At 72.6% G+C, this 23,717-nt stretch carries 22 protein-coding genes; 11 read left to right on the top strand and 11 right to left on the bottom strand.

Translation table 11 applies throughout. The features are described 5' to 3' along the window. Positions 1-61: 61 nt before the first annotated feature. Together BJ982_RS33925 and eccCa are read right to left on the bottom strand one after the other, a co-directional pair. Entirely contained in the window at positions 62-448 is a 387-nt protein-coding gene (locus BJ982_RS33925) for a hypothetical protein (RefSeq protein WP_184886890.1), read from the bottom strand. A 328-nt stretch (positions 449-776) separates the two neighbouring features. Next, positions 777-4,748, bottom strand: a complete 3,972-nt coding sequence (gene eccCa, locus BJ982_RS33930) for a type VII secretion protein EccCa (RefSeq protein ID WP_184886892.1) — start codon at positions 4,746-4,748, stop codon at positions 777-779. Positions 4,749-4,969: 221 nt separating this feature from the next. Here eccCa and eccD point away from each other — a divergent pair, with 221 nt between their 5' ends. Both eccD and BJ982_RS33940 read left to right on the top strand, forming a co-directional pair. Next, positions 4,970-6,457, top strand: coding sequence for a type VII secretion integral membrane protein EccD (eccD, locus tag BJ982_RS33935; RefSeq protein WP_239123216.1), 1,488 nt, complete (start codon positions 4,970-4,972; stop codon positions 6,455-6,457). Between the two features lie 169 nt (positions 6,458-6,626). After that, on the top strand, positions 6,627-7,070 hold the full coding sequence (locus BJ982_RS33940) for a YbaB/EbfC family nucleoid-associated protein (protein ID WP_184886894.1): 444 nt from the start codon (positions 6,627-6,629) through the stop codon (positions 7,068-7,070). A 16-nt stretch (positions 7,071-7,086) separates the two neighbouring features. On the opposite strand, the gene BJ982_RS33945 is transcribed toward BJ982_RS33940, so the two are convergent. Both BJ982_RS33945 and BJ982_RS33950 read right to left on the bottom strand, forming a co-directional pair. Next, positions 7,087-7,848, bottom strand: a complete 762-nt coding sequence (locus BJ982_RS33945) for a WXG100 family type VII secretion target (RefSeq protein ID WP_184886896.1) — start codon at positions 7,846-7,848, stop codon at positions 7,087-7,089. A gap of 12 nt (positions 7,849-7,860) precedes the next feature. Further along, positions 7,861-9,045, bottom strand: a complete 1,185-nt coding sequence (locus BJ982_RS33950; RefSeq protein ID WP_184886898.1) for a hypothetical protein — start codon at positions 9,043-9,045, stop codon at positions 7,861-7,863. A gap of 123 nt (positions 9,046-9,168) precedes the next feature. Here BJ982_RS33950 and eccB point away from each other — a divergent pair, with 123 nt between their 5' ends. The 5 genes from eccB to BJ982_RS33975 all read left to right on the top strand — a co-directional run bounded on the left by eccB (position 9,169) and on the right by BJ982_RS33975 (position 13,319). Further along, positions 9,169-10,617, top strand: a complete 1,449-nt coding sequence (eccB, locus tag BJ982_RS33955) for a type VII secretion protein EccB (protein WP_184886900.1) — start codon at positions 9,169-9,171, stop codon at positions 10,615-10,617. Positions 10,618-10,804: 187 nt separating this feature from the next. Next, positions 10,805-11,119, top strand: a complete 315-nt coding sequence (locus tag BJ982_RS33960) for a WXG100 family type VII secretion target (RefSeq protein ID WP_184886902.1) — start codon at positions 10,805-10,807, stop codon at positions 11,117-11,119. A gap of 51 nt (positions 11,120-11,170) precedes the next feature. Then, positions 11,171-11,485 carry a WXG100 family type VII secretion target gene (locus BJ982_RS33965; protein WP_184886904.1) on the top strand — a complete coding sequence of 105 codons (315 nt, stop codon included), beginning with the start codon at positions 11,171-11,173 and terminating at the stop codon, positions 11,483-11,485. 62 nt (positions 11,486-11,547) lie between these two features. Next, a complete protein-coding gene (locus BJ982_RS33970; RefSeq protein ID WP_184886906.1) occupies positions 11,548-11,937 on the top strand; it encodes a hypothetical protein in 390 nt (129 codons plus the stop codon). Positions 11,938-12,002: 65 nt separating this feature from the next. Further along, a complete protein-coding gene (locus BJ982_RS33975) occupies positions 12,003-13,319 on the top strand; it encodes a WXG100 family type VII secretion target (RefSeq protein ID WP_184886908.1) in 1,317 nt (438 codons plus the stop codon). Between the two features lie 482 nt (positions 13,320-13,801). On the opposite strand, the gene BJ982_RS33980 is transcribed toward BJ982_RS33975, so the two are convergent. The 4 genes from BJ982_RS33980 to BJ982_RS33995 form a co-directional block, all read right to left on the bottom strand. Continuing rightward, a complete protein-coding gene (locus BJ982_RS33980) occupies positions 13,802-15,124 on the bottom strand; it encodes a hemolysin family protein (protein ID WP_184886910.1) in 1,323 nt (440 codons plus the stop codon). Further along, on the bottom strand, positions 15,121-15,600 hold the full coding sequence (gene ybeY / locus BJ982_RS33985; RefSeq protein ID WP_184886912.1) for an rRNA maturation RNase YbeY: 480 nt from the start codon (positions 15,598-15,600) through the stop codon (positions 15,121-15,123). The genes BJ982_RS33980 and ybeY overlap by 4 nt, the downstream gene beginning before the upstream one ends. An 8-nt stretch (positions 15,601-15,608) precedes the next feature. Further along, positions 15,609-16,565, bottom strand: a complete 957-nt coding sequence (locus BJ982_RS33990; RefSeq protein ID WP_239123214.1) for a PhoH family protein — start codon at positions 16,563-16,565, stop codon at positions 15,609-15,611. Between the two features lie 345 nt (positions 16,566-16,910). Then, the gene (locus BJ982_RS33995; RefSeq protein ID WP_184613408.1) at positions 16,911-17,255 is read right to left on the bottom strand and encodes a histidine triad nucleotide-binding protein; all 345 of its coding nucleotides are present in this window, start codon (positions 17,253-17,255) and stop codon (positions 16,911-16,913) included. 240 nt (positions 17,256-17,495) lie between these two features. Here BJ982_RS33995 and BJ982_RS34000 point away from each other — a divergent pair, with 240 nt between their 5' ends. Both BJ982_RS34000 and BJ982_RS40740 read left to right on the top strand, forming a co-directional pair. After that, positions 17,496-18,008 carry a SigE family RNA polymerase sigma factor gene (locus BJ982_RS34000; protein WP_184616318.1) on the top strand — a complete coding sequence of 171 codons (513 nt, stop codon included), beginning with the start codon at positions 17,496-17,498 and terminating at the stop codon, positions 18,006-18,008. Continuing rightward, the gene (locus BJ982_RS40740) at positions 18,005-18,742 is read left to right on the top strand and encodes a hypothetical protein (protein WP_275411719.1); all 738 of its coding nucleotides are present in this window, start codon (positions 18,005-18,007) and stop codon (positions 18,740-18,742) included. Before BJ982_RS34000 ends, BJ982_RS40740 begins: the two co-directional genes overlap by 4 nt. A 91-nt stretch (positions 18,743-18,833) precedes the next feature. Here the strand turns inward: BJ982_RS40740 and BJ982_RS34010 are convergent, their stop codons facing one another. From BJ982_RS34010 to hrcA, 3 genes are all read right to left on the bottom strand, one after another. Continuing rightward, positions 18,834-19,568: a 16S rRNA (uracil(1498)-N(3))-methyltransferase gene (locus BJ982_RS34010; RefSeq protein WP_184886916.1), complete on the bottom strand. Its 735-nt coding sequence runs from the start codon at positions 19,566-19,568 to the stop codon at positions 18,834-18,836. Positions 19,569-19,635: 67 nt separating this feature from the next. Continuing rightward, positions 19,636-20,772 (bottom strand): molecular chaperone DnaJ, encoded by a 1,137-nt coding sequence (gene dnaJ, locus BJ982_RS34015; protein ID WP_184886917.1) that lies wholly within the window; start codon positions 20,770-20,772, stop codon positions 19,636-19,638. Beyond that, a complete protein-coding gene (gene hrcA, locus BJ982_RS34020; protein ID WP_184886919.1) occupies positions 20,773-21,783 on the bottom strand; it encodes a heat-inducible transcriptional repressor HrcA in 1,011 nt (336 codons plus the stop codon). A gap of 181 nt (positions 21,784-21,964) precedes the next feature. On the opposite strand from hrcA, the gene BJ982_RS34025 reads away from it, so the two are divergent. After that, the gene (locus BJ982_RS34025) at positions 21,965-22,846 is read left to right on the top strand and encodes a hypothetical protein (protein WP_184886921.1); all 882 of its coding nucleotides are present in this window, start codon (positions 21,965-21,967) and stop codon (positions 22,844-22,846) included. A 20-nt stretch (positions 22,847-22,866) separates the two neighbouring features. Continuing rightward, a complete protein-coding gene (locus tag BJ982_RS34030) occupies positions 22,867-23,688 on the top strand; it encodes a DUF3097 domain-containing protein (protein ID WP_184886923.1) in 822 nt (273 codons plus the stop codon). Positions 23,689-23,717: the final 29 nt, after the last annotated feature.

Consider the following 23,717-nt stretch of genomic DNA (forward strand, 5'->3'; position numbering starts at 1 on the left):
GCGAAGGCGCGCCCGGCCCGGCGGAAAAGGTCGCCGGGCGGGCACGCCCGAGGTGCGAGGATTACTGCTTTCTTTGCAGAGCGCGGTGCAGCTTGAGCAGGTTCGAGATCAGCTTGGCGACGTCGTTGTTCTCGGCGTCGGCGGAGTACTGACGGGACGAGTTGATGTCCTCGGTGCGGAGACCCCACTCCTTGGCATGTGCCGGACCAGCCAGAGGCGAGTACGTCTTGCCCTGCCACGTGTGGCCGTATTGCGCGAAGAACTGGTCCATCAATTGTGGTATGACCCCGGCGACCGCCGCGGCCGAGGGAATGGCCGTCCCGAGAACCGCTTCCACGTCGGTGGTCTCAAGGCGGCCCGCGCCGAACCTGGCGATGCCCGCGTCCCCGATGAGCTGCCTGAGCAGCGCGAGGACCAGCTCGGCCAGTCTCGCCCGGGGTACGGTCACCGGCTCCTTCGTCTTCTTCTCGGGAGGAGGCGGCGGCTTGTCTCCGCCGCCCGCCCCCGAAGCCGCCCCACCTTCTGGCAGTATTTCCGTCATGTGACCCCTTCTCGGCTTTTTGGCATTCCCCTGAAGTCCCACAAGTAAACAGGCCCTCAATAAAGAGCGCCAACTTACCTTTGAGTCACATGTAGCATACTTCAAGATACGATATGTTAATAATGCGGCATTAAAGAGCTTTAGAGGGGTATGCCGGATTTACTCAAGGGAAATTCACCCCCATACCCCCCGAAAAGCCCGCACAGCTGAATCCCGGGCATGCCAGGCGAATGGGTCAGCTCTGGGGAGCCGACGGGGCCAGGAAGGCGGTCTGGATCAGGCGGCTGCCGGAGCGGCGGTCCACGTAGTACCCGCGGCCGGGCGGCAGCGCGTGCGGGCGGACGCCGAACAGCACGCCCTCGTCACGGTCGCCGGACAGGATGACGGCCGGGCTGGCCATGTCCTTGAGGCGCTGCATGACCGGGTCGTACATCGCCCGCCCCGCGCCGCCCATCGCGCGGGCGAGCACCAGGTGCAGGCCGATGTCGCGCGCCTGCGGCAGCAGGTCCAGCAGCGGCGCGATGGGGTTGGCCCCGGTGGCGACCAGGTCGTAGTCGTCCACGACGAAGTACAGGTCGGCGCCCTTCCACCAGGTGCGCGAACGGAGTTGGTCGGGGGTGAGGTCCGGCGGCGGAAGCCGCTTGGTCAGCGCCTCGCGCGCCTCCAGGACCATCTCGGCCGCCGTGGTGCTGGAGGCGGCGTAGCCTATGCGGTGCTCGGTATAGGCGGCGTCCAGCAGCGAGCGCCGGTAGTCGATGACGATGAGCCGCGCCTGCGCGGGAGTGTGCCGGGCGACGATCCCTTCCGCGACCAGCCGCAGCAGGTTGGACTTGCCGCTCTCGGTGTCGCCGATAACGGTCAGGTGCGGGTCGGTCTCGAAGTCGGCCGAGACCGGGGACAGGGTGGCCTCGTCGATGCCGATGGGGACGCGCGCCCCGGTCTGCTCCGGCCCCGGCAGCGCGTCGGCGGGCAGGACGGCGGGCAGCAGCCGGACGCGCGGCGCGGGCGGCCCCTGCCACGCCTCGCGGACGGCGTCGACGAGCGCGCGGACGCCCACGGTGAGGTCGTCGGTCTGCCGGACGCCGTCGATGCGGGGCAGCGCGCCGAGGAAGTGGAACCCCTCGCGGGTGAGTCCCCGCCCCGGCATGCCCTCGGGCACGGCCAGCGCCGTCTTGCGGTTCACCTCGGACTCGTAGGCGTCGCCGAGCCGCAGCTCCAGCCGGGAGCCGAACAGGTCGCGGATGCCGGGCCGGAACTCCGACCACTTGTTGGTCGCGGCGACGACGTGGACGCCGTAGCCCAGGCCGCGGGCGGCCAGGTCGGTGATGGTGGGCTCCAGCGCGTCGAACTCCTGGCGGACGGTCAGCCAGCCGTCCACGACCAGGAAGACGTCGCCGAACTCGTTGCCGGTGATCGCGCCCTCGGCGACCATGCGCCGGTAGGTGGCGAAGGAGTCGATGCCCCGTTCGGCGAACTCGCGCTCGCGCCGCTGCATCAGCGCGGTGACCTCGGCGACGGTGCGGCGGACGCGGTCGCCGTCCAGGCGGTTGGCCACGCCGCCCACGTGCGGCAGCCCTTCGAGGGAGGACAGCGTGCCGCCGCCGAAGTCCAGGCAGTAGAACTGCGCCTCGCGCGGGGTGTGGGTGAGCGCGAGCCCGGCGATGAGCGTGCGCAGCAGCGTGCTCTTGCCGCTCTGCGGCGCGCCGACGACGGCGAGGTGGCCGGCCGCGCCGGACAGGTCGACGCCGAGCGGGTCCCGGCGCTGCTCGAAGGGCCGGTCCACGATGCCGAGGACCGCGCGCAGCTTGCCGCGCCCGGCCCAGCCGGTGGTGGACAGGCCGTGCTCGCGGGTGATGCTGAGCGGCGGCAGCAGGTGGCTGAGCGTGAGCGGCTCGGCCAGCGGCGGCAGCCAGATGCGGTGTGCGGGCGGGCCGTGCCCCTGGAACTGGCGGACCATGATGTCGAGCAGGCTGTCCCTGCCCACCGCCGGGGGCCGCGGCTCGGGCTCGGGCCGCCGCACGGGCGTGGGCACGGGGATGTGGGAGGTGCCGTAGACGACGACCTGGCGGCGGTCGGCGGGGGCGCGGCGCTCCTGGCGGCTCTCGGGGGCGAACGCGCCGGAGACGTAGGCGGCCTTGAAGCGGGTCATGCCGCTGTTGTCGAACTTCAGGTAGCCGTTGCCGGGCGCGGGGGGCAGCTCGTAGGCGTCGGCGACGCCGAGCACGACGCGGCTCTCCATGGCCGAGAAGGTACGCAGGCCGATCCGGTAGGACAGGTGGGTGTCCAGGCCGCGCAGCCTGCCCTCCTCCAGGCGCTGCGAGGCGAGCAGCAGGTGGACGCCGAGCGAGCGGCCGAGGCGGCCGATCATGACGAACAGGTCGATGAACTCGGGCTTGGCCGACAGCAGCTCGCTGAACTCGTCCAGGACGACGAACAGCGTGGGCATGGCCCGCAGGTCGGCGCCCTGTTCCCTGGCGCGCTCGTAGTCGCGCAGCGAGGCGTAGTTGCCGGCGGCGCGCAGCAGCTCCTGGCGGCGCACCATCTCGCCGTTGAGCGCGTCGTACATGCGGTCGACGAGGGGTAGCTCGTCCTCCAGGTTGGTGATGACCGCCGAGACGTGCGGGAGCGTGTCCAGGCCGAGGAAGGTCGCGCCGCCCTTGAAGTCGACGAGCACGAAGTTGAGGATCTCGGAGGAGTGGGTGGCGGCGAGGCCGAGCACGAGCGTGCGCAGCAGCTCGCTCTTGCCGGAGCCGGTCGCGCCGATGATCAGCCCGTGCGGTCCCATGCCGCCCTGGGCGGACTCCTTGATGTCCAGCTCGACCACGCGGCCGTCGGCGCCGAGGCCGATCGGCACCCGCAGCCGGTTGCGCGCCGCCCGCGGACGCCACAGCCCGGGGATGTCCAGGCGCAGCGGGTCGGCGACGCCGAGCAGGTCGGTGAGCGTCATGTCGGCGCCGAGGACGTCCTGGCCGTCGCCGCTCTTGGCCGGGGAGGCGCGCAGCGGGGCGAGCTGGCGGGCCAGCGCGTCGGCCTGCAGGTACGTCAGCCGGTCGGGGCGGCCGAGGCCGTTGACGATCTCCTTGCCCGCGTGGTCGAGGACGACGCGGTTGAACCGGTCGGACAGGACCTCCAGCCGCAGCGTGGCGCCCTCCTCCACCGGCGCGGCGGCGCCGCCGAGGTCGATGACGGTGACGCCCTGGATGGCGTCCGCGCCGAGCTGGGAGTCCTGCGGGACGTACCCGCCGTCCAGGATCACCACGTGGTAGGGCAGCGACTCGGCGGAGGCGCCGGGCCGGAACCGGCCGCGGTCCTTCAGCTCGCCGCCGAGCAGCCGGTCGAGGTCGCGCAGGTCTTCGGCGATGAGCCGGACGGGGCCGGCGGCGTCGATCTCCTCGGAGTGCAGGGCGTGCGGCAGCCATTTGACCCACTCCCACTGGGCCAGCCATTCCTTGCCGGCGCACACGGCGATCCGCATGTCCTCCGGGGAGTGGAAGACGGCGAGCTGCCCGATCAGCGCCCTGACCAGGTCGCGCGCGGCGGCGGGGTCGCCGGTGGGCAGGATGCGGGCGAAGGAGTGCAGGGCCAGCGCGATCGGCAGGTCGTCCACGGAGGAGTGGGCGCGGACGAAGCGGCGCAGCGCGCCGGCGGCCATGGCGTCGAGGTCCTCGACGGGCTTGGAGTCGGGCGGGATGAGCTGGACGGCGAGCCGCTGGGTGCCGGTGCCGGCCCGCACGGTGGCGAAGTCGCCGTCGCGGGGGCGCCGCTCCCACAGGCGGGGGCCCATGACGAACGACCAGAGCGCGTCGGGGTCGGGGCCGTTCCACTGGAGCGCCTCGCGCTGCTGCCGCGCCGCCCTGCGCACCTTCCTGCGGGTCTGGGACAGGTAGCGGAAGTAGTCGCGGCGCAGGCCGTTGAGGCGGGACTTGCGCTCGCCGGAGGCCCGGCCGAGCTGGCTCAGGCTCATGCCGACCATGGACAGCGCGAACATGCCGCTGGCGACGTACATGATGGGGCTGCCGCCCGCGCCGGCGGTGAACATCAGGCCCATGGCGGCGCCGCCGGCGACCATCGGCATGAAGGTGAGGATCTGCCCGAACCCACCGGAGGTGGTCTCGGGGATCTCCGGCGGGGACTCCAGCAGGATCTCGCCGCGGGGCGGCGCCGGAGGCGGCCGGCGCTCGGGACGCCGGACGACGACAGTTCCCACGTCGCTCCCCCTGTGTCGCGGACCTGGTCCTCCGCGGCCTCCGTGCCGCGGCCCGGCCGCGGGCCTTCCGGAGACCTCGTGTCTGGGCCAACCGTAGCGAATCCAGATCTTCGTCCCCGCCCGATCTCCAAGAAAGCGCGCATCACTCCCAAAGATGGAAATGTCGGCCATCGCCGAGCCGGTGGGGCCGCTACGGTATTGCGCGTGATGAAGGAGTCGGCGTGACGCTGAACCCCACGGCGGGACCACCCCCCATACCGGGACCGCCGGCCGGACCGCCCGCGCCGGACGGGGCGCCCCGCGCGGCCGTCCTGCATCCGCCCGGCCCGGCCGTGGCGATGAGCCGGGTCACGATCGTCACCCCCCGCAAGCGGGTCGACCTGGCGATCCCCTCCGACCTCCCGCTCGCCCACCTGCTGCCGAACCTCCTGGCCGCCGCGGGCGAGAGCCCCGACCAGGCCGCGTTCACCACGACCGGCTGGGCGCTCCAGCGCGTGGGCGGCAGGCCGCTCAGCCTGGACGCGGGCCTGTCGGCGCTCGGCGTGCGCGACGGCGAGGTGCTGTACCTGCTGCCCCGCCCGTCCGAGCTGCCCGAGGCCGTCTTCGACGACGTCGCCGACACCATCGCCACCGGCATCAAGGAGAGGTCCGGCCGCTGGCAGCCCCGCCACACCCGGGCCACCGGTCTCGGCGCCACCGCGGCCTGCCTGGTCGCGGGCGCGCTCGCCCTCACCGTCGCCGTCGCCGGTCCGCCGTGGCGGCTCGCCACGATCGTCGCGGGCGCGCTCGCCCTGCTGCTGGTGGGCGCGGGGGCCGCGCTGTCGCGGGCGCTCGGCGACGCGGGGGCCGGAGCCGTCGCCGGGTACGCCGCCCTGCCGTACGCCTTCCTGGCCGGGCTCTTCGCCACGGGCGGGGACGCGGGCCTGACGTGGTTCGGCGCGCCCGGCCTGCTCGCGGCGTTCGCCGTCACCGCGCTCGCCGCCACGATCGCCGGCTGGGCCGTCGCCGAAGGGCTCCCCGCCTTCTTCGGCGTCGCGCTCGCCTCGATCACCGGGGCCGCGGGCGCCGCCGCCGTCATGGTGTGGGGCGTGCCCGCCCCGGGCGTCGCCGCGCTGACCGCCGCCCTCGTGCTGGCCTGCACGCCGCTGATCCCCACGCTGTCGTTCCGGCTGGCACGGCTGCCGCTGCCGTCCGCCCCCAGGAACGCCGACGAACTGCGCGCCGACGACCAGGAGCTCGACGGGCCCGACGTCAAGAGGCGCGCCGTGGACGCCGAGCGGTTCGCCACCGGCCTCGCCGCGGGCGTCGCCCTGGTCGCGGTCGCCGCCGAGCTGCTCCTGCTCGGCTCGCCCGGGTGGACCGGCGTGGCCATGCGGGTCACGCTGGCCTTCGCCCTGCTGATGCGCGCCCGGGTCTTCCTCGGCGTCGGCCAGCGCCTGTGGCTGATCGGAGCCGGGCTCGCGGGCCTGGTGCTCCTGCTGGTCGCGGTGGCGCTGACCGGGACCACGGCCGCGCTGCTCGTCCTGCCGGGGCTGCTCGTCATGGCGGCGATCGCGGCGGGCATGGGGCTGTTCCTCCCCCAGCGCCGCCCCACGCCGTTCTGGGGACGCGCCGGGGACATCGTGGAGTTCGTGCTGATCGCCGGGATGTTCCCGCTGGCCCTCGGCGTGCTGGACGTCTACTCCTGGGTGCGCGGCCTGGCCGGGTGACCCGGCGGCCCGCGGCCTCAGCCCGGCCGGTGGTCGTCCATCACGCGGGCGGCCTCCTCCAGCCACGCCCGCACCCGCCGATCATCGTTCACGCACGGGCACGCGGGGTGATCCATCGCTGTAGGGTCCTCGATGTCGGCTTTGCCGCGGCGGCGAAGGAGAGTGGCGCATGACCGAGTTCGGCGACTTCGCCGGCATCGACCTGGAGAAGCTGCTCAACCAGGCCCAGGAGCAGTTCGCCCGCGTCGAAGGGCTGCAACGGCGGCTCGCCGAGCTAGTGGGCCGTGCCCAGGACAAGGACCACCTGGTCACCGTCGAGTACGGCGCCGAGGGGCTGCGCGAGCTGGAGCTGAACCCGCGCGCCATGCGGCTGGCCTCCAACGACCTGGCCGCGCTGATCAAGACGGTGTCCGGGGACGCGGCCCGCGACCTGCGCGAGAAGACGGACGAGGCCATGGCGGAGGTCTTCGGCGCCGAGGACGACCCCATGCGCCTGCTGGAGGACCCCGAGGCCGCGATCGCCCGCGCCAAGGAGGCCGAGGACGCCTACAACCGCGTCTTCGACGACGTCATGTCCGAGCTGGACCGCGTCCGCCGCCGCCTCGACCTCTGACGGACCCGGCGCGGCCCTAGCTCACCCGGGGAGCGCCGGGGAGGGTGCCGTCGGCGGGCAGCCCGGGGACGCCGGGGAGGGTTCCCGTGCCGGGGAGGGCGCTGTCGCCGGTGGTCAGGTTCAGCGTGGCGACCTGGGTGAACATCGGCTGGCCGCCGCCGCTGGGGTTCATCCCCTTCTGCTGGAGCTCCCCCTGCTTGCTCTGGTTCCACATGTAGACGGCGTACATCAGGCCCGACGCGACACCCAGCGCGAGCAGCTTCTTCTTCTGGGCCGCGGCGACCACCCTCTGGAGCCCCGTGGCGATGGCACCCGCGGCGGCCTGCGCCGGGGCCGCGCCGACCCCGGTGGCCATCGCGGCGGCGACCGCGCCGACCAGGGCCAGCAGGATGCCGCCCACGGAGAACACCACCAGCGAGAAAGCGTAGTACAGCTTGGCCAGGTTGTCCATGCTGTCGCCGACGCCCCCGTGGACGTTGCCGCTCTTCTTCAGCTCCTGCTTGAAGGCCGCGACGCTCGCCTCGAACGCCTTGCGGTCCTCGGCGGTCCACTTCTCGTCCGGCACACCGTTGGTGAGGTTGGTCAGCTCGGTGACCAGGCCGTCGAAGTCGGCGGCGACGCTGTGCCAGTCGCGCGCGGCCTTGTCCATGCCGCCGGGGTTGGCGAGCGACGCGCCGGCCATGAGGAAGATGGGCCATCCGCGCGGGTTGAGCGCCGAGAACGCCGCCATGCCCGCGAGCCCGATGGTGTGCAGCGTGACGCCGTTCTCGTAGCTCATGGGGGCCTTTCGCTAGGTGCCCTTGGTGGTGCTGGCCTCCTCGGCCAGCGTCCAGTACCGGGCCGAGGTGTGCAGCATGTCCTTCCACTGGGTGAGGGTCTCCCGCCCCTCCCGCAGGTGGCCGGCCGCGCTGTCGCGGACCTGCGTGTGCGCGCCGGCGATGCCCATGCCGATCACCCCGAACGCGGGGAAGCCGACGTGGATCTGGCTCGTCTTCTGCCGCGAGCCGTCCATCTTGCCGCCGGCCTGGGTGTCGATGGTGTCGCCGAGCCCGCGCAGCGCGGCGGGGTCCGCCTTGCGGGTCTTCCCCGCGTCGGCGGGCAGCGCGGGCCCCTGCGAGGTCCCCGGCTGCTGACCGGGACCGGCCGGCGCCGCGGGGATCGACGGGAAGCCGCCTCCCCCGCCCGACGGGCCCCCGCCTCCGGGCCCTCCTCCCCCGCCGGGCAGGTCCGGCACCGCGGGACCCGAGCCGACGGGGTTCGCGCCGCCCGGCAGGTTCGGGTCCGGGATGGACGGAACCTTCGGATCCGTGCCGGGCACGCTGGGGTCGGGCAGCTTCGGATCCGGGACGGTCGGACCGGGGACGTTGGGGTCGGGAACGTTCGGGCCGGGGATGTTCGGATCCGGGACGGTCGGACTCGGCACGTTGGGGTCGGGGATGATCGGATCCGGTGACGTGGGCCCGGGAACGTTGGGGTCAGGGATGTCCGGGTCAGGGACGTACGGACCCGGATCGCCCGGTTGCCCAGGCTCATCTGGCTGCCCGGGGTCGCCGGGCTGTCCCGGATCACCCGGTTGACCCGGATCACCGGGGTCGCCGGTCACCTCGAACGCGTGCGGCCACCGCGGCTCCAGCGGGTCGATCGGCCCCCCGTCGTCGGGGTCGCCGCCGTTCTGATAGATCAGGTCACGCGTCTCGGGCCGTGACGGCCCCGTCACCTGGAAGAGTGGCCCGCCGCCGTCACCGGGCGGGCCGGACCCGACGGGATCGCCCACCCCGAACGGCATGCCAGAGCCGACCGGCGCCTCGTCTCCGTAGGCGAATCCCTGACCGCCGGGTGTCGCCGGACCGTCGGGCGAGTAGGGGCCACCCTGGAGCCCGCCCTCGGTGGCGGGCCCCCCGTGCACTGGTGCGGAGGCCGCCATACCGGGGTCGTCCCCGTTGAGCAGCGCCTCTATGCGTCGTTCCCCGCTCACTCGCGCCCCCCGTGTCCGCAGGCCCGGTCTTGATCGGTGGATTCGCAGACTAGTCGACGCCCCCGCGCGCCGCACGCGCTTCTATGCTGGCGGCCATGATCCGCCAGGCAAGGCTGGGGTGACATGCAGACCCGTCGCGATCTCTACCAGGCGCACCGGCTGATGATGCAGCGGCTCGGGACGGCGCTGCTCCAGGGCGAGCCCGACGTCCCCGAGTCGCCCATGCGCCGGCACAACGTCGCCATGTTCTGCGGCGTCCTGCTGGCGGTGCTGGTGACGGCCGCGTTCGGCATCTGGGGGCTGATCAGGCCGGGCGGCGCCACCGCGCTCACCGAGCCCGGCACGCTGATCGTCGAGGAGGAGACCGGCGCGACGTACGTGTACAGCGAACGCGAGGCCAGGCTGCTGCCGGTGGCCAACTACGTCTCGGCGCGCCTGCTGCTGGACGCCCCGCAGGTCACGGTGCGCACGGTGTCGTCGGCGTCGCTGCAGGGGTTCTCGCGCGGGGCGCTGGTGGGCATCCCGGGCGCGCCGGACTCGCTGCCCCGGCCCGAGCGGCTGGTCCACGGCCCGTGGTCGGCGTGCGTCGCCGAGGCCGTGGAGCCGGACGGCACGCGCAGGCCGTACAGCACGCTGGTGGGCGGCATGGACGTCGGCGGCAGGCCGTTCGGGCCGGAGGCGATGATCGCCGACGACGGGCAGCAGTCCTGGGTGGTGCTGGCCGACCGCCGCATGCGCGTGCCGGACTCGGTCGTGCGCGCGCTGGCCGAGGGCCGGGACCGCCTGGTGCCGGCGAGCTGGCTGAACGCGCTGCCCATCGGCCCGGACTTCCGGGCGCCCAAGATCCCCGGGCTCGGGCGCGCGACCCGGGGCCCCGACGGCCGGGCGTCGGCGGCCGGGCGGGTGTACAAGGTGCCGGGCGTGACCGGCGGCGGGGACCGCTGGTACGTGCTGCTGCGCGACGGCCTCGCGACGCTGACCCAGACGCAGGCCACCCTCCTGCTGGAGGACCCGGCCACCAAGGCGGCGTACGGCCGCGCTCCCGTGGAGCCGGTCGAGGTGGACGCCGCGCACGCCAACGCGGCGCCCCGGTCGGCCACCTCTCTGGCCGCCGAGGGCCTGCCCGCGACGATGCCGGTGATCGGCGTCCCGGACCGGTCGGCCCCGCTGTGCGCGGTGTACTCCGACACGCGGAAGGGGTCCACGCGGGCGCGGCTGACGATCGGCGGGCGGCTGCGGATGCCGGCGCCGGCCGCGGCGGGCTCCGACCAGGACCATTTCGACCAGGTGCTGCTGCCGCCGGGGGGCGCGGTGCTCGCGGGGCTGCTCCCGGGCGACGGGCAGCTCGACGCGGTGCGGGACTACTCGCTGGTCACCGACCAGGGCCGCAGGTTCCCGCTGGTCTCGGCCGACCTGGTGGCCAAGCTGGGGTACGGCGACACCGACGTCGCGCCGGTGCCCGCCCACCTGCTGCACCTGATCCCCGAGGGCCCCGTCCTGGACCCGGCCGCCGCGCGCACGCCCGTGCCGATCACCGCGACGGACGTCTCGACGGGCACCGTCAGGCCGTGAGACAGGCGAGATAGTTTTTAGTCAGATGTACGGAAAACCGTTATTGACTCGCAATACGACAGATGGCCACCCTGTGGTGATTGATCCTAGTGTTTCAGGCGATCAGCATCGCGGGGGCACGACGATGCGTTATCCGCATTGCGGGCCGCCGTGGGCATGGCCAGGCCGTACTCCATGGAGGTAACCCGTGGGCCAGCAGACCGCTGCGAATCTCCCTCAGATCGTCGAGGCCGCCAAGAAGACCGACACCGCGCACTCCCTGATCGGCGGCATCCAGACCCAGCTCCAGGGCCACGTGACCGACCTGCGCGCGGGCTGGGGCGGCCAGTCGGGAATGGCGTTCGAGTCGGTGTACGACCAGTGGAACACCGAGCTCGGCATCGTGCTGCGTGAGCTGCAGGAACTCGCGAGGAAGCTGCACGCCACCGAGTCCCAGTACCGCAGGACCGAGGACGCGCAGGCCGCCACGGCCCAGCGGCTCACCGCCGACATCAACGGCTGACCCGCCGGCGCGACCGCGACCTGAACCGGAACTCCACGAACGGAGAGCATCATGGCTGGCATCAACAACGACGTCGACCGCACGCTGGTCAATTTCGGCACGATGGCCACCGGGCGCCAGGACTTCGCCCGCCAGTGGCAGGCGATGGAGGGCACGCTCCAGCAGCTCGAAACCGACCTCGACCGCCTGCTCGGCGAGTGGGACGGCGACGCGCGCAACGCCTACTGGTCCGCGCGGGCGCAGTGGGACGCCGCCTCCGGGCGCATGGCCGCCCTGCTCCAGCGGCTCGGCGCGGTGATCGAGCAGGGGCACGAGAACTTCTCGCTCGCCGAGAAGGCCAACGTCGCCATGTTCGACGGCAAGTGACGGGAACGCGCGCTCCCCGGCCGTCCCGGACGGGGCGGTCGCCGAGAACCTAGGGGACAAATATGGGCGAGTACGGAGAGAGCGGCTTCGTCTACAACGGCTTCAAGCTGGACGACAAGTGGCCGGGCCTGGAGCCGCCCAAGGATGGCGTCGACATCCACCATCCCACCGTGAAGAACCTGATCAAGGCGCTGGAGAAGGACATCGAGCGGCTCAAGGGCTACGCCTCCGGCACCTCGGCGCACCTCAAGGGGCACGGGCAGGTGACGTCGGGCCACCTCGGCGAGTGGGACGCGGCCCAGCAGCTCGCCGTGGTCTTCGGCAAGGGGCACACGGCGATCACGGTCAGCTACGACAAGCTGATCGCCCAGTACGAGGCCGCGGTGGTGGCGGCGAAGGCGGCGTTCGCCAACATCGGCAAGGCGGAGACCGCGAGCACGACCGACACGTGACGAGGTCGTGGCCGGCGGCGTGTGAGCGACGCGGCATGTGATCGACAACGAGGCGATGGGTTGGCATGAACCGGATCAGCGACATTCAGCCGATCAAGGCGGGGACGGCGGCGCCGCACGGGGACTCCGGCTCCTACGGGAGCGTCGAGAGCGTGCGGAACAAGCTCCAGAACACCGACCCCGACGGCGTGGCCACGGCGGGCGCCGCCTACATCCGCGCGGCGGAGGTGCTCCACGACACCATGTCGCTGCTGGAGTCGGTCGCCGGCACGATGGCCGGGGACTGGAAGGACAAGTCGTCCGCGCAGGCCCAGCAGGCTCTGCGGATGCTGCACGCGTCCGCCCGCGAGCTCTCGGAGCGGGCCAGGCAGGTCGGCGCGGCGCACAACCTCTACGCCGACGAGCTGCGCAAGGCCAGGGCGAACCTGCCAGAGAGCGGCTGGTTCACCTGGGACGACGACATCGGCGCGAACTGGAAGACCATCTCGCCGATCACCATCGTCTCGGACGCCATCGCCGGGGACACCGACTCCGACAACGACAAGGCCCGCAAGCACCTCGAAGAGCTGAACAAGCAGATCACCGCGGTCTACAACAAGCTTCCCCCAGACGTGACGACCGTCCTGCCCGCGCCGGGGCCGCCGATCACCGTGCCGGTGACCCCGGTGGTCGACCCGTACACGGGCTCGCCGTACACGGGTTCGCCCTACACCGGCGGCGCCGGCATGCCGAAGTTCTCGGGCACGGGCCTCGACGGCGCGCTGCTGAACCCGGACGGCTCCACCGGCGGGCCGAAGGTGCCCGGGCCGGACGTGACCGGTCCCGGCACCGGCGGCCCGGGCGGTCCCGGCACCGGTGCCCCGCCCTCGACCGGCGGCCCCGGCGACCCGGGTACCGGCCTTCCCGGCGGCACGCCGCCCGGCTCGGTTCCGAACGGCGGCCAGCCGCCCGTGCTGGACCCCAACGACCCCAGGTCCACCAACCTGGCGGGCACGAACCCGACGACCATGCCGCCGGGCACGACCCAGCTCAACACGCCTCCGGGGCTCAACCCCAACGCCGTCCCCACCCTCACCAACCCGACGGGCACGATCCCGCCGGGCGGCTACACCGGTCCCCTCGGCACGGTCCCGTACGGCGGCGGCCCGCTCGGCGCGGGCGGCGGGACGTCGTACGGCGCGCCGGGCGGCGGCGGGGCCGGGGCGGCGGGGGTGAACGGCCGCGCGGCGGCGGCGAACGGCGCCATGGGCGGCATGCCGTTCATGCCGATGGGCGGCGCCGGCGGCGAGGCGAACCAGGAGCGCGAACGCTCCACCTGGCTCACCGAGGACGAAAGCGTCTGGGGCGGCGACGGCCCCGTGGCCCCCACCGTCATCTCCTGACCGGCTCCGTGACCACCAGCGTCGTCTGCTGACCGGCTCCGACGCCGAGCGTCGTCTGCTGACCGGTTTCGAACGGAAAGCCCAAAAGGGCGCCCCACCCACCCAGCCCGGGTGGGGCGCCCTTTTGGCGTGGCGCGCCCCGGCCGGTCTCCCGGCCGAGGCCGTCACGCCATCCCCCCGGCTCTGACCGGCCTGCCGCGAACCCCTCCCCGGCACACCGGCCCTCCCCCTTACCGGCGCCCCGAGCCGTTGAGCGCCTGAGAAAAAGATCCCACGCCCCACTTGCAAGCCACTTAAAGGATGCTTGCCGCCAACCACCACATAAGCCGCAACCCACCCGCGTCTCGGGGGGACACCAGCCCTCTGAACAGCACGAATAGGCCCGGGAGGCCCGGCGGACGACGGAAGCCCGGCGAGCGGAACAGGTGACGGTCGTGGACGCGCGGAAGCCGGGCGGCGCCCGGCCCGCCCCTCGGGCGCGGTCAGGTGCCGGACTTCTCCGGGACCTCTTCGGTGGGCTCGGCCGGGTCCTCGGGTGGGGGGACGCGGTGGACGACGACCGTGCTGATGCGGTTGCGGCGGCCGGCGGTGCTCTCGGCGGTGAGGGTGAGGCCGTCCACGGTGGCGCGGGAGCCGGCGATGGGGACGCGGCCGAGGGCGTGCGCGAGCAGGCCGCCGACCGTGTCGACGTCCTCGACGTCCAGCTCGACGTCGAACAGCTCGCCGAGCTCGTCCACCGGCAGCCGGGCGGTGACGCGGGCGCCGCCGTCCTCCAGCCACTCCACGCGCGGGGCCTCCTGGTCGTACTCGTCGGTGATCTCCCCGACGATCTCCTCCAGGACGTCCTCGATCGTGACCAGGCCGGCCGTGCCGCCGTACTCGTCGATGACGATCGCCAGGTGGATCTGGCGCGCCTGCATCTCGCGCATCAGCTCGTCGATCGGCTTGCTCTCGGGCACGTAGGTGGCGGGGCGCATGAGGGAGGAGACCTTCTCGCCCTCCGCCTCGCCGTCGCCGCCGGCCTCGTGGACGCGCCGCACGATGTCCTTGAGGTAGGCGATGCCGACGACGTCGTCCTCGTTCTCGCCGACCACGGGGATGCGTGAGAAGCCGCTGCGCAGCGCCAGGGAAAGGGCCTGGGACAGGGTCTTGCCGCGCTCGATGAACACCATGTCCGTGCGGGGCACCATGACCTCGCGGACCAGCGTGTCCCCCAGCTCGAACACCGAGTGGATCATCTGGCGCTCGTCGGGCTCGATGACCCGGCGTTCCTCGGCCAGGTCCACCAGCTCGCGCAGCTCGGCCTCGGAGGTGAACGGGCCCTCGCGGAAGCCCTTGCCGGGCGTCAGCGCGTTGCCGAGGAGGATCAGCAGCTTGGGCAGCGGCCCGAAGATGCGGGTGAGCCCGTAGACGATGGGGGCGCTGGCCAGCGCGATCGGCTCGGCGTGCTGGCGGCCGAGCGTCCGGGGCGAGACGCCGACGATGACGTAGCTGATCACGATCATCACGCCGGCGGCCACGGCGTACGCCTGGCCCTCGTCGCCCAGCCAGTCGATGAACAGCAGCGTGGCGACCACCGTGGCGACCAGCTCGCAGCTCAGCCTGAGCAGCAGCACGAGGTTCAGGTAGCGGGGCGGGTCGGCGACGATCGCCTGGAGGCGCTCGGCGCCGCGCCTGCCCTTGCGGACGAACTCCTCGGCGCGCACGCGCGAGATGCGCGTCAGCGCCGTCTCCGCGCCGGCCAGCAGGCCACCGACGACGATCAGAAGGGCGGCGGAGATCAGCCACCCACCGGGGGAACTCACGGCTCCCGCCGCACCTCCCGCCACGCGTCCAGCAACTCACCCTGGATGCCGAACATCTCCGCGTGCTCCTCGGGCTCGGCGTGGTCATAGCCGAGGAGGTGCAGGATGCCGTGGGTGCAGAGAAGCTCCAGCTCGTCGGCGGTGCTGTGGCCGGCCTCCGCGGCCTGCCTGGCCGCGACCTGCGGGCACAGCACCACGTCGCCGAGGAGCGCCGGGTCGAGCGGGGCGTCGCCCTCCTGGCGGGATCCGCCGGGGCTCGGCCGCAGCTCGTCCATGGGGAAGGCGAGCACGTCCGTCGGGCCGGGCTCGCCCATCCACTTCTCGTGCAACTGGGACATCGCCGGCTCGTCCACGACGAGGATGGAGAGCTCGGCGAGAGGATGGATGCCCATGCGCCCCAGCACATGACCGGCCAGCTTCGCGAGCGCGGTCTCGTCGACCTCGACGCCCGACTCGTTGGCCACCTCGATACTCATCGCGTTCTCTATCTCTCCCGCGGGCGCTTGCCGCCCTTGATGGCGTGGGGCTCGGCGGTCGCGAGGTCGTGACGGCTGTAGGCGTCGATGATGTCGCTCACCAGCTTGTGCCGCACGACGTCCGCGCTCGTCAGCCTGCTGAAATGGATGTCCGGAATGCCATCCAGGATATCCTGGACGACCTTGAGGCCGCTCTGCTGCCCGCCCGGAAGGTCGATCTGGGTGACGTCGCCGGTGACGACGATCTTGGCTCCGAAGCCCAGGCGCGTGAGGAACATCTTCATCTGCTCGGGCGAGGTGTTCTGCGCCTCGTCCAGGATGATGAAGGCGTCGTTGAGCGTGCGCCCGCGCATGTACGCGAGCGGGGCGACCTCGATCGTGCCAGCGGCCATCAGGCGCGGGATCGAGTCGGGGTCGAGCATGTCGTGCAGGGCGTCGTAGAGCGGGCGCAGGTAGGGGTCGATCTTCTCGTAGAGGGTGCCGGGCAGGAAGCCGAGCCGCTCGCCGGCCTCGACCGCGGGACGGGTGAGGATGATGCGGTTGACCTCTTTGGCCTGCAGGGCCTTCACGGCCTTGGCCATGGCCAGGTAGGTCTTGCCCGTGCCGGCGGGGCCGATGCCGAAGACGATGGTGTGCTTGTCGATCGCGTCGACGTAGCGCTTCTGGTTCACCGTCTTGGGGCGGATCGTGCGGCCGCGGGAGGACAGGATGTCCAGGGAGAGCACGTCGGCGGGGCGGCCGGAGCTCATGCGGAGCATGGCGATGCTGCGCTCGACGGCGTCGGTGGTGAGCTGGGCCCCGGACCTGACGAGCTCGACCATCTCTTCGAACAGCCGCACGACGAGGCTGCTCTCCTCGGGGCTGCCGCTGATGGTGATCTCGTTGCCGCGCACGTGGACGTCGGCGCGGAAGGCGCCTTCGATGACCCGCAGGAGCTCGTCACGGGAGCCCAGGATGGTCACCATGGAGTGATCGTCCGGGATCACCACTTTGGCCTGGGTGCGGGACGGGCCCTTGGCGCGTGGAGGTTCGGTGGCGGGTGCGCCGTTCCTGGCGGCACCGCGGGGTTCTTGTGACTCGGACATGGGCGGCCCTTGCGGCCTGCTCGCCTCCCGGTCTGGATGTGCTGCTGTCTGCGGGTTCGAAGTGGATGCCTGGTCGCGCTCGCCCGGATGACCGAGATGTCCGTCGATGACGCCCTTCGGTGACGTCTCGCACCCGGCCCGGCCGCGCCGCTGACCAAGGCCCATCGTATCCGGGACGCGCCCTTCCCGCAGGCCAGGTGCGCGCCCCTCGGAGCCCCGGGAGGATCAGCCGGGAGGCCAGTGCATCGTCCGGCCGCCCAGCACGTGTCCGTGCACGTGGAACACCGTCTGACCCGCGGCGGGGCCGGTGTTGAACACGAAGCGGTAGCCGTCCTCGGCCACGCCTTCCTGGACGGCGATCGCGTGGGCGGCCGTCAGGACCTCGTCGGCGAGGCCGTCGTCGGCCGCCGCGAGCGCCGCGGCGTTCTCGTAGTGGCCCTTGGGGATGACCAGCACGTGCGTGGGCGCCTGCGGGTTGACGTCCCGGAAGGCGACCGTGCGCGCGGTCTCGTGGACGATCGTGGCGGGGACGTCCCCGCTGACGATCTTGCAGAACAGGCAGTCTGTCACGGCGGAATGGTAGTCACCTCCGTTGCCAATCGGTAATCCCGCGGTGGTCCCGCCGAAAGATCCTCCCGGCTAGGGTTGATGTGCGACACTTCAGCGGCAGACAACGTTCAGTGTCGGCGAGGCCACCGTCGAGGACACAACTGGGTCATGCCCCCTAAAGAACCGGCAGAGCGTAAACCCTCTGGGAAGGCCGCGCGTCCAACAGATGTGACCACCGAGACCCTCGTGGCCGAAAGGTCGATGGGGGCGGTGCCCGTCGGGTGGGACGCCGACACGGCCGTTACGGCGCTTTACAGCGCCCACTATCGGTCGCTCGTGCGTCTCGCCGTGCTGTTGGTACGCGACACCGCGACCGCGGAGGAAGTCGTCCAGGACGCCTTCGTCGCCCTCCACGGAGCGTGGCGCCGCCTGCGCGACCCCGACAAGGCACTCGCCTACCTGCGCCAATCGGTCGTGAACCGATCCCGCTCCGTGCTGCGCCATCGCGCCGTCGTGGAGAAGTACGCTCCCAAGGGCCTGCCCGACGCGCCGAGCGCGGAGAACGGGGCCATCGGCGAGCTTGAGCGGTCGGCCGTCATCGAGGCGCTGCGCGGCCTGCCCACCAGACAGCGCGAAGCCTTGGTGCTGCGGTATTACGGCGACCTTTCGGAAGCGGAGATCGCTGATGCCATGGGCATCAGCAAGGGTGCGGTGAAGAGCCACACAGCCCGCGGAATGGCCGCACTACGCACTGTACTGGAGCAATTGTCATGACCGAGGCCCCCGACGAGTCCGGCGAGATCTTGCGCCGTGTCTTGCGCGCGGAGGCGGAGTCTGTCGTCCCGTCCGCGGACGGACTGGAGATCATTCGCACCCGCATCGAGCAGCGCGGCACGCGCGGCCTGCGAGGCGTCTTCTGGTGGCGTGCCGGCGCGTCGGCGCTGGGCGCGGTCCTGGTGGCCGCCACCGTGGTGATGCTCGTGCCCAACCTGCGCGAGCAGTTCACCCCCGACCAGCACCCCATCGTGCAGGTCGAGTTCACCACCGACCCGCCCGACGAGTCGAGCACGCGCAGGCCCTGGGTCGATCCCAACCGCCGGCCCGTGACCGGCACGCAGCCCGCGGTGCCGGGCGCGACGACCTCGGCGGCGCCGACTCCGACGATCAAGCCGACGCCGTCGCCCACGCCGGGCTCGGACTGCCCGACGGCGGTCCCGCCCCCGGCGGAGCCGGGCGCCCTGGAGTCGGTGGGGCCCTGCGCCTCGCCCTCGCCGACCGGTGGGTCTCCCGAGGAGACCACCCGGCCAGGGCCGTCGCGGAAGCCCACGCCGACTCCGACGCCGACCACGACCAAGGTGCCGCCGCCCACGCCGACGGCGACCACGACCCCGGAGCCCTGCCACAGCTGCACGCCGACCCCGACGGCGAGCACGCCTCCCTCCGCCACCCCGCAGATGACGGCGGAAGGCTCCACGGGGACGCTCACGTCGGAGACCCTGCAGAGCTGACGCGAAAGGCCCGCAGGCGCGCTCCCATCGCCCCCAGGGGGCGTGGAGCGGCGCGTGCGGGCCCTTTCGCGCTTCGGTGGCGTCCTTGTGCCTACCAGCGGCCGGTGCGGGCGAGCAGCACCGCCGCCGCGGCCACGCCCGCCGTCGAGGTGCGCAGGACGGTGGGCCCGAGCAGCGCCGCGGTGGCCCCGGCCTCCTGGAACGCGGCGATCTCGTCGTCGGTGACGCCGCCCTCGGGCCCGACGACGATCACGATGTCGCCGCCGTCCTCCGCCGACGGCACCGGCAGCCGGGACAAGGGCTCGGCGGCCTCCTCGTGCAGCACCGCGGCGGCCGAGGCGTCCTCGATCAGCCGCGCGACCTCGGCGGTCGTGGCCTGCTCGGCGACCTCCGGCAGGTGGAAGCGCCTGGCCTGCTTGCCCGCCTCCCTGGCCGCCGACCTCCAGCGGGCCAGCGCCTTGCCCGCGCGCTCGCCCTTCCACTGCGTCACGCAGCGCGCCGCGGCCCACGGCACGATGACGTCCACCCCGGCCTCGGTCATCATCTCGACGGCCAGCTCGCCCCGGTCGCCCTTGGGCAGGCCCTGCACGACGACCAGGCGCGGCGCGGGCGCGGGGACCTCGTACCGGCCGAGCACCCGCAGCCGCAGCGCGTCCTTGCCGGCGGACTCCACGGCGCACTCGGCGACCGCGCCCCTGCCGTCGGTGAGGTCGACGCGCTCCCCGGCGCGCAGCCTGCGGACGGTGGCGGCGTGCCGCCCCTCGGGGCCGGACAGGAGGATCTCGTCGCCGGACAGGTCGCCGACGAGGAACACGGGGACGCTCACCCGCAAACCTTAGCCGCGCTCCTGCGCCTCCCGGGCGCCACGGGGGCCCGGAAGGACCGGGCCCGCGTCAGCGGCCGTTGAAGGCGTCCCTGAGCCGGGAGAAGAAGCCCTGCTGCCCGGGCGCGAACTTGCCGGGCGGGCGTTCCTCGCCGCGCAGCTTGGCCAGCTCTTTGAGCAGTTCCTCCTGCGCGGGGTCGAGCCGGTGCGGGGTCTCGACGTTGACGTGGATCAGCAGGTCACCCCTGCCGGTCTCGTTGAGCCGCTGCACACCCCGGCTGTAGAGGGGGATGACCTGCCCGGACTGGGTGCCGGGGCGCACGTCGATCTCCTCGGCGCCGTCCAGGGTCTCCACCGTGAGGATGGTGCCAAGGGCGGCGGCGGTCATGGGGATCTGGACGGTGCAGTGCAGGTCGTCGCCGCGGCGCTCGAAGGTGGAGTGCGGACGCTCGACGATCTCCAGGAAGAGGTCGCCGGGGGGGCCACCGCCGGGGCCGACCTCGCCCTCGCCGGCGAGCTGGATGTGGGTGCCGTCCTCGACGCCGGCGGGGATGCGCACCTTGATGGTGCGGCGGGTGCGCACGCGGCCGTCGCCGGAGCACTCCTGGCAGGGGTGGGAGATGATCGAGCCGAAGCCGCCGCACTGCGGGCACGGCCGCGACGTCATCACCTGGCCGAGGAACGACCGGGTGACCTGCGAAACCTCGCCACGGCCGTGGCACATGTCGCAGGTGTCGGGGTGGGTGCCCGGCGCGGCGCCGGACCCCGAGCAGACCCCGCACAGCACGGCGGTGTCGACGACCAGCTCGCGCGTGGTGCCGAACGCGGACTCCGACAGGTCCAGCTCGACGCGGATGGTCGCGTTGCGCCCGCGCCTGGCCCGGGACCGCGGCCCGCCGCGCGTGGCGCCGGCCCCGCCGAAGAAGGCGTCCATGATGTCGCTGAACGGGAAGCCCGCGCCGAAGCCCGCGGCGCCCGCGCCCGCTCCCCCGCCCATCGGGTCGGCGCCGAGATCGAACATCTGGCGCTTGTTCGGGTCCGACAGGACCTCGTACGCCTGGTTGATCTCCTTGAAACGCTCCTGCGTCTCGGGGTCGGGGTTGACGTCGGGGTGCAGCTCGCGGGCGAGCCGGCGGTACGCCTTCTTGATCTCGTCCTGACTGGCGTCACGGCGGACCCCGAGGATGCCGTAATAGTCGCGGGCCACCTAGGACCCCGCCAGGATCTGGCCGACATAGCGCGCCACCGCGCGCACCGCTCCCATAGTCACCGGGTAGTCCATTCGCGTCGGGCCCAGCACTCCGAGCCGAGCCAGTTCGTTGTCGCCCGAACCGTATCCTGCGGCGACGATCGAGGTGCCGTGAAGACCCGAGTACGGGTTCTCCGAACCGATGCGCACCATGAGCGCGGAATGTTCGTCCGCCTCGCCGAGCAGCCGCATGAGCACGACCTGCTCTTCCAGGGCTTCGAGAACATCGCGCAGGCCGACGGTGAAGTCGCCCGCGAGGTTGGCCGCCCCGGCGAAGATGATCTTCTCCTCGTGGCGGTCGACCAGAGTCTCCAGCAACACCGACAGGATAGTGGCCGCCACCGGGCGCTCTTCCTCGGGAAGCCGCTCGGGCAGATCGGCGATCGTGTCGGGCACGCGGTTGAGCCCGCACCCGTCCAGCGAGGCGTTCAGCAGCGCCCGCAGATGCGCGATGCGATCGTCGCCCACCACCTCGGGAAGGTCGACGACACGCTGCTCCACCCGGCCGGTGTTGGTGATCAGCACCAGCATGATGCGCCGCTCGGCGAGCGGCACCAGCTCGACATGGCGCACCGTCGAGCGGGTCAGCGAGGGGTACTGGACCACCGCGACCTGACGGGTGAGCTGGGCGAGCAGCCGGACCGTGCGCGTGACGACGTCGTCGAGATCGACGGCGCCGGCGAGGAACGTCTCGATCGCCCGGCGTTCCGCGGCCGACAGCGGCTTGATCTGGGACAGCCTGTCGACGAACAGCCGGTAACCCTTGTCGGTCGGCACGCGGCCCGCGCTGGTGTGCGGCTGCGTGATGTACCCCTGCTCCTCGAGCACGGCCATGTCGTTGCGGACGGTGGCCGGGGAGACGCCCAGATTGTGGCGCTCGGCCAACGCCTTGGACCCGACCGGCTCGTTGGTGGACACGTAATCTTCGACAACGGCGCGCAGGACGGCCAGCTTACGGTCGTCGAGCAACGTGCTCACCTCCTGCCTCGCGATCGTGCCTGCGTGCACAGCTGGCTGGCACTCTGTGTTCCTGAGTGCCAAGTGTACGGCCCCGGCCGCCGGCGTGCGATAAGACGATGGCACGACCTCACCCGGTCAGTGACAAGCCACTTGCTATCTGATGACAAGGCCCGTCGTCCACACTGGGATCATGACCGAGAAAGAGCCAGGTCCGGGCGGCCCGGCACCCCGGATCCCCCACCAGGGCCCCCCGGAACACCACGGCCGGCCCCCTGTTCCCCCGCCCGGCGGCCCCCGCCCGCACGGCGGTCCCCTCCCCGGCGGCCCCGCGTACGGCCCTCCCCCGGCGGGCGGCCCCACCGCCCCGCCCCCCGGCGGCCCGCCGCGGGGTCCCGTGCCGCCCCCGGGCGGCCCCGTCTCCGGACCACCGCCCGGCGGCCCGGCGTACGGCGTCCCGGGCGTCCCGCAGCCGGCGGCCCCGCTGCGTCCCCGCAGGCGGTGGATCCCGCTCGCCTGGCTCGTCTTCGCCCTCAGCGTCGTCGTGGGCGTCTGGGCGGGTTTCAGCGGCTTCGTGGGCGCCGTCGAGCAGATCGCCCCGACCCATGTCTTCCAGAGCGGCGGCAAGGTGTCCGCCCCCCTGAACCCGCTGGACCAGCCCGTCCTGTACGCCTCGGCGTCCGGGCCGACCAACGTGACCTGCCTCGCCCAGGACCTCACGGGGCAGCCCGTGAAGCTCACCCCGACGACCATCCGTCAGACGATCACGGCGAACGGGCGCACCTGGGAGGGCATGTTCGACATCACCGTGCCCGCGGCCGGCACCTACCAGATCAGCTGTGAGACCCAGGGCGGGAAGGTCCTCTTCGGGATCGGCAAGCGCCTGACCGCCAGCGCCGGCGGCTTCGCCAAGGGCGCGGCGGCCCTGTTCCTGATCCCCCTCGCGGGCTTCCTGTTCGCGTCGATCGTCACGATCGTGATCGTCGTCCGGCGCCGCCGTGCCCGTGCCGCCCGCACCGCCGAGACGCGCGGCGCGTGGCCGCAGGCGCCCCAGGGGCCGCATCCGCGGGTCTGATTTTGCTAGCGTGCCCGGTTATGCGGGACTACGGACGTGACGTGCTCGCCGGCGACTGGCGCAGGCCCCTGCGCGGGAAGATCCCCCAGGTGCCCGCCGAACCCGGCCTCGTGGTCGAGGACGCCGGCGGCGGCTTCTGCGGCGCCGTCGTGGCCTGCGACAAGGAGGCCGTAACGCTGGAGGACCGCTTCGGGCGGCGGCGGCTGTTCCCGCTCGCCCCCGCGGCCTTCCTGCTGGAGGGCGAGCCGGTCACGCTGGTGCGCCCGGCCCCCTCCGCCGCGTCCGGCCCGGCGCGCAGCGCGTCGGGATCGATCGCGGTCGCCGGGCTGAAGGCGCGGGTCGCCAAGGAGAGCCGCATCTACGTCGAGGGCGTCCACGACGCCTCCCTGGTCGAGAAGATCTGGGGCCACGACCTGCGCGTGGAGGGCGTCGTCGTCGAGTACCTCGAAGGGGTGGACGACCTGCCGGCGATCGTCGACGAGTTCGGCCCCGGCCCCGGGCGCCGCCTCGGGGTGCTGGTGGACCACCTGGTGGCCGGGTCCAAGGAGAGCCGCATCGCCGCCGAGGTCACCTCGCCGCACGTGCTCGTGGTGGGCCACCCGTTCGTGGACGTGTGGCAGGCCGTCAAGCCCTCCGTGGTGGGCATCCCCGCCTGGCCGCAGGTGCCGCGCGGCATCCCCTGGAAGGAAGGCGTGATCGCCGCCCTCGGCTGGCGCGGCGAGCCCGCCGACGCCTGGCGGCGCATCCTCGGCTCCGTACGCGGCTACGCCGACCTGGAACCCGAGCTGCTCGGCCGCGTCGAGGAACTGATCGACTTCGTGACGGCCGAGAACGCCTCCTGACCCTCGCCCGGCCTTTCCGGGGTCCCACG

The organism is Sphaerisporangium siamense, assembly GCF_014205275.1.
Taxonomy (GTDB): Bacteria; Actinomycetota; Actinomycetes; order Streptosporangiales; family Streptosporangiaceae; genus Sphaerisporangium; species Sphaerisporangium siamense.